At 30.0% G+C, this 5394-nt stretch carries 6 protein-coding genes; 5 read left to right on the top strand and 1 reads right to left on the bottom strand.

What is annotated here, in order from left to right; all coding sequences use genetic code 11:
* Nucleotides 1-108 precede the first annotated feature (108 nt).
* Together M4I21_RS18180 and M4I21_RS18175 are read left to right on the top strand one after the other, a co-directional pair.
* Nucleotides 109-735, top strand: a complete 627-nt coding sequence (locus M4I21_RS18180; protein WP_249560655.1) for a hypothetical protein — start codon at nucleotides 109-111, stop codon at nucleotides 733-735.
* A 613-nt stretch (nucleotides 736-1348) separates the two neighbouring features.
* A complete protein-coding gene (locus M4I21_RS18175; RefSeq protein ID WP_249560654.1) occupies nucleotides 1349-1798 on the top strand; it encodes a hypothetical protein in 450 nt (149 codons plus the stop codon).
* Nucleotides 1799-1898: 100 nt separating this feature from the next.
* Here M4I21_RS18175 and M4I21_RS18170 read toward each other — a convergent pair whose 3' ends face one another.
* A complete protein-coding gene (locus M4I21_RS18170; protein WP_249560653.1) occupies nucleotides 1899-2867 on the bottom strand; it encodes an IS110 family RNA-guided transposase in 969 nt (322 codons plus the stop codon).
* A 393-nt stretch (nucleotides 2868-3260) separates the two neighbouring features.
* Between M4I21_RS18170 and M4I21_RS18165 the strand changes: the two genes are divergently transcribed.
* The 3 genes from M4I21_RS18165 to M4I21_RS18155 are packed head-to-tail and all read left to right on the top strand — an operon-like array spanning nucleotide 3261 to nucleotide 5030.
* Nucleotides 3261-4049 carry a hypothetical protein gene (locus M4I21_RS18165; RefSeq protein ID WP_249560652.1) on the top strand — a complete coding sequence of 263 codons (789 nt, stop codon included), beginning with the start codon at nucleotides 3261-3263 and terminating at the stop codon, nucleotides 4047-4049.
* Nucleotides 4021-4476, top strand: coding sequence for a hypothetical protein (locus M4I21_RS18160; protein WP_249560651.1), 456 nt, complete (start codon nucleotides 4021-4023; stop codon nucleotides 4474-4476). Before M4I21_RS18165 ends, M4I21_RS18160 begins: the two co-directional genes overlap by 29 nt.
* A gap of 5 nt (nucleotides 4477-4481) precedes the next feature.
* Nucleotides 4482-5030 carry a hypothetical protein gene (locus M4I21_RS18155; RefSeq protein ID WP_249560650.1) on the top strand — a complete coding sequence of 183 codons (549 nt, stop codon included), beginning with the start codon at nucleotides 4482-4484 and terminating at the stop codon, nucleotides 5028-5030.
* Nucleotides 5031-5394 lie beyond the last annotated feature (364 nt).

The raw sequence follows: 5394 nt of genomic DNA, 5'->3' as shown, positions 1-5394 counted from the left end.
AAGCAAAATAAAAAGTTTTGGCTAGATGCTTAATCGCAAATTAATCGCTTGTTAACTCCCGTACTAACCATAGCCTAATCCGTTAGCAACTATTAAAAACAAACAATAATGTACAAAGCTTCATTTGACCAAAATTTACTTAATGATTGGTGTGACTATTGTGAAGGAAAAAAAAAATTTGATACTTGTTACTTCTCTACGTTATTGATGGAGACACTTTTAGGAGGTTATACTCCCGAATTTGACAAATTTATTAAAGAAATCACTAAATACTTTGATTCATCTATTTATCAAAACATAAAATACACGTTTAATAATCAACAGAAAAAACAAGGAGATATAAAAGATTGGGTAATAAATGATTTAAGAGAAAAAAGAAAAATAATTCATCAAATGCCTGACTCTTCTAAATTAGTTGATATAATTGACAATCCTAAATATTTAATGATTAACGAAAGACAAGAACTCTATGATGCTCTTGAAAGTGATAACAATACAATACTCTATGAGGGAGTTGGAGACTATGTCATAGAAAATATAGAAAAGGATTATCGTTTGTATGGTTTAAAAGAAGTCTTATATAACATAGCTTCAGATTATGATTTAGTTTATGGAATTTTAGCAGGAATTGTTAAAGGTAAAGTAGATTTATCTAATTATTTAGATATCTATAAAAATGGCTTTGATTATGCTGTATCTGAGGAAAATATTATAATATACAACCCAACTAAATAAACAGTTGCTAACAATGTATATAAAAAATAGGGCTTTTGTGCTAACTCCAAAGTTCTGTGTTTATTTACAAAGTCCGCTAAATATAAAATTTGGCGTTTATAGTAAAAAAGATAAAAGCAAAATATTTATATTTAGCTAAGTGTTAAACCCGAAATGTAGTGCTTATCAACTGCCCTACTTTCCATATACTAAACGATGGAACACATTCAGCGAAAAGCTGACCAAAGTTGCTACACAGCTTCGCTGTTCCCGCCCCTTTGGAAAATGTGTTCCATCGCCCTGCTAAACCAAATTGGGATAGTGCTTATCCGCTAAGTTCAGCTTTTGCTGCCCATCTAAGGAAAACGATGTAACATCAGTAGCTAATAGCAATTTGGTACGATCCATCGAACTCTCGATCCAATAAAGTGGCTCACTAATCAATTTTTTAAAAAAAATCGCTCAGCGAGCCGGCTAATAAGCTTTAGCCTCGCGTGGCCGCGCGAAACTAAAGCTTATTATCTTACACTTTTTGTATCTTCGTTCTCAAGGCCGAACTGCGTTTAGCAGGGCGTTGTGCGTAATGTAAACCAAGCGTTCGTTCGAATGAAATCTAAAAGAAAAGAATAAAAAATTGTTTCCATTAATTATAAAATACAAACGAGAATTAACTGAAAATATAGAAAGTCAGCAAGTTTTTGACGTAATCGAAAAAGAATTAATAAGATTGGGTGTTGATAAATTTAAACATTCAGATTTAGAAATAAAGTTTAAAAACTCTTTTTTTAACGGACAAGGACGATGGCATTTGATGGCACCTGTTGATAAAGGATATTTCAAATTAGATAGAAAATTATGGAAATTAGAATATTCATTTTCTGTAATTAGAACGTTTTATATATCTCTAGCTTTTAGTTTCTTTTTTGGATTAATATCTCAAAGTTATAAGTTTGGAATAATTATCTTTCTATGGTTTTTTGGAATGAATTGGATAATTACTCTCATTAGACAAAATGTATTTATGAATAAAATGAAACGAAAATTAATCAAAAAAAACACTACGCACAACAAAGAACTGAGGTAAAAAACAAACAAATTCTTCGTTAATTTGAGGCATTATTATAGTAAGCTCATAGACTCTAAAACTGGTTCTTTGAGCTTTTTTTATTGTATTTATTTTATATTTATCTAGGCAGTATAGAAACGTAAGTTTCATCATATGGCCTTCCAGATTTTGCAATAGCAAAAGACTGCTTAAGTAGCTTATTAGCAACAGCTATTAATGCTAGTTTTTTACTTTTTCCTTTAGCAACTATGCGGTCATAAATAGCCTTACAGGCCTTGTTATGTTTACAGGCATTAAAAGAGCACAGAAACAAAAGATTACGAAGCTTTCTATTACCAACCTTACTTATTCGCGCCCTACCTCTTACACTGCTTCCAGACTCCCTTATTGTAGGCGTTATACCTACGTAACTACAAAGCTGGGATGCATTTTCAAACTTAGAAAAACCATCGGTCACAACTATTAAAAATAAAGCGGTCTTTTGGCCTATTCCTGGTATAGACATCAATAAGGTTAACTGCTTTTGTTGGTCTTCTTTTACCAAGGATAGCAGCTTTAATTCAATTGCCTTTACTTCTTTATCTAATTGCTTTTTATTACGTACTAAGGAACGATACACAAACTTAGATGGCATACCTAATACTACTTCTCCATGTATCTTATTCTTGGTTGCTGTACGCTGTTTTAAATAGGCATCTAATAATCTAAACAATTGCAAACATTCACTTTGAATATCTGTCAATGCACTGTAAATAGGAACTTCATTAATTAAAGCATAGTTACAAATTGCCTTGGCATCGCTTTTATCTGTTTTTACTTTGGCTAATTTCATTTGTATAAATCGTTTAATAGATAATGGATTTACAACAGATACTACTATGCTTTTTTTGTATAGAAATTGTGCTAATCTGTAATGATAATAGCCAGTAGCCTCCATAACGACTAAACTATTCTTTGTAAGCGTTTTTAGAAACTTATTAAACCCTGCTTCAGTGTTTTTAAATTGTAAGTGTCCTTGAACACTGCCATAACAATCAAAAACATCTTTACTAATGTCTATTCCAAAAGTTTCGTTATATTTATTCATAAGAAATGATTTATGAAAGAATAAATTACTAACATCACAACAACTTGAAAACGAGATCTAGGTCTCACAGAACTGAACGTGATTTTTAGTAGAAAAGAGAGAGGATTACTCCCGAAGCGTCGGGATTGTCGAAGTCCAAAGCTTCACCGTATAAATTAACCTTAATTCTCTCTTTTATTCTTTCTGTTTATTATATCAATTTAATAAAAATCAAACTTAAGCCGTATAAAAATAATTGCGGTTTAGTGCTTAATCCAAAGGTCGTTGCGTGTTTGTAACGTCTGATTTTCCTTCGGAAAATCCTCGCATACAAACCCGCAACTATTCTTATACATAAACGTTGGCAACAAGGCTCAGAAATATTTCGGTTAAAAAGAAAATAACAGAATATAAATGAAAGGAGAAATTAATTATCTAGGAATAACAACTGAATTTATAAGGTCTAGCCTTGAATTTTACAGAGGTTATAGAATAAATGGAAAACCCTCAACTCAAGTACTTTTTGGAGGATTTGATTTTACAATTCCTACTGATGAAAATGGGCTTCGCTTTTTAGAAGAGCTACTGAAAATCGACAGAAAATTTTATGATGATGATCAGCCTGACCCTACACCAAGTGAGATATTTAAACCTTTTTCTGTTCAAATTTACGATGAACAGGGATACAAAACAAGATATATAGAGCTTATAGATGCTCATATTAAAAATTATAAAGAAGTATTTGCTACCTATAAAAATTATAATAGTGAAACAGATACAAATATGGTCATAGACATAAAAATAGTTTCTGCAATTCAAAGAATAAACAAAAAAGTATTAAATGTATTTAGATGGCATTATTCTGACTACGGTATAAAAGAATACCAATCGCCGGTAAATACTGTTGTAGAAGAGATAAAAGAAAAATTACATCTAAATGATGGGTTCTATTTTTCAAACCAGGGTGAGTTTATCGGAAGAATGGGAAATAATCACAAGTATAGTAATCTTGTATTTGTTTTCTCTGATGATTTAACTATTTCAGATAAAAGTTTATTAAAGTCTGAAATCAAAAAAACTTCTGACAACGAGGTTGAGTTTAAGCAAATATCATATCAAAAATACCAGTCCTTAAGTACGGAAACAATATCAAAAGTAGTTACAACGATTTTTAATGAAAATTCTATATTACAACTTACCTAAAGGTAAAAAATTGCACAGACAAGCAGTAGCACAGGTTTTTTATTTAGGAAAAAAAGAAGCTGCTGTAATAATTGACAAAACCAATTCGAAGTATAGTAACTATTTTAACCTTATAAGTGATTTGTACCACGAATTAAGGCATAAGTATTATGATGACATAGGTATCCAAACTTACGGTGTTGGTGAAATATGGGTATATATGGACCAAATAGAAAACTCAACGTATAGTAAAACTAGTGACGGCTTCAAACACATAACAGAGAAAAACTTTAGAAGATATTTAACAAACGCTATAAAGGCAAAATATCAAAGTAAACCTTATTTAAGTCCTAGCCAAAAAAATGAAATGTTCAATAGATATGAGAGAGTCACAGGGAAGGCTTTGTTTTGGGAGCCAAGTTTCCAAACCGTTATCGAAAAAAAATAATTATAATGTATAAATACGCTTTTGTTCTATTACTACTGATTCTTGGGTGTAAATCAAATAAAACCAGCATAGAGATAAAAAGTAATGAATTGATATATTATGAATACACACAGAAATATGTTCAGCAAGTTAGGACGCATTTATTAAGCAATATTGCCTTTAACATTAAAATAAAAAATAATAGTGATAATACCATTATCATAGGAAACAAAAATAGTTTTGAATATTACAATAATGAAGCAAATAATGATTTTCTTGCTATAAATGACACCTTATTTGAATTAACTCCTTACACAAGAGACTATCTTAAATCATTTAAAAAATCCTATCATATTTTACCTAAACACTCAATGAATATTTCATTTAGTATGGACATTCCGTTAATTCCTGAAAATATTAATAGAATAAAAAAGCACTTAAAAAACAAGGGAGGAATTTTAAAAATATCATCCTTAATAATTAATAAAAAAGACACAATACTAAATATCCCTTTTAGGGTAAATAATCTAAAAGAAGTTTTTATTAAAGACGATGAATTGATAGAAACAAAATAAACACAAAGTTCAGCTCCCAAAAATAATAAACGTTACACAAGCTTCTAATTTGGCGGAAAAACATAGATATAAGCCCCTTTTAAGAGGCTTCTTTTGTTATAGATTTGTTTATCAAAAATTAGAAATTAAACAATTACGTGTTTAAGTAATTGTAGTACAAAAAATGTTTTTATATTGTAAGAAAAATAGTAGCTAGAAATGTAAAACGTAAGTTTACACAACTCTATTGGCGAAATAAACGCAATAAAATGAGGTTACTGACTAGTTGGTCAATAATTTAAGAAAAAGTGGAATATACATTTAACAACAAAGAAAAAAAGCTAATTCAGAAACTAAAAAAATCTGAACCAATTCGAATATGGAC

This window comes from Cellulophaga sp. 20_2_10 (assembly GCF_023476645.1).
In the GTDB taxonomy this organism is placed as follows: domain Bacteria; phylum Bacteroidota; class Bacteroidia; order Flavobacteriales; family Flavobacteriaceae; genus Cellulophaga.
The sequence above is the reverse complement of the archived record's forward strand: the minus strand, read 5'-3'. Positions and strand labels throughout refer to the sequence as shown.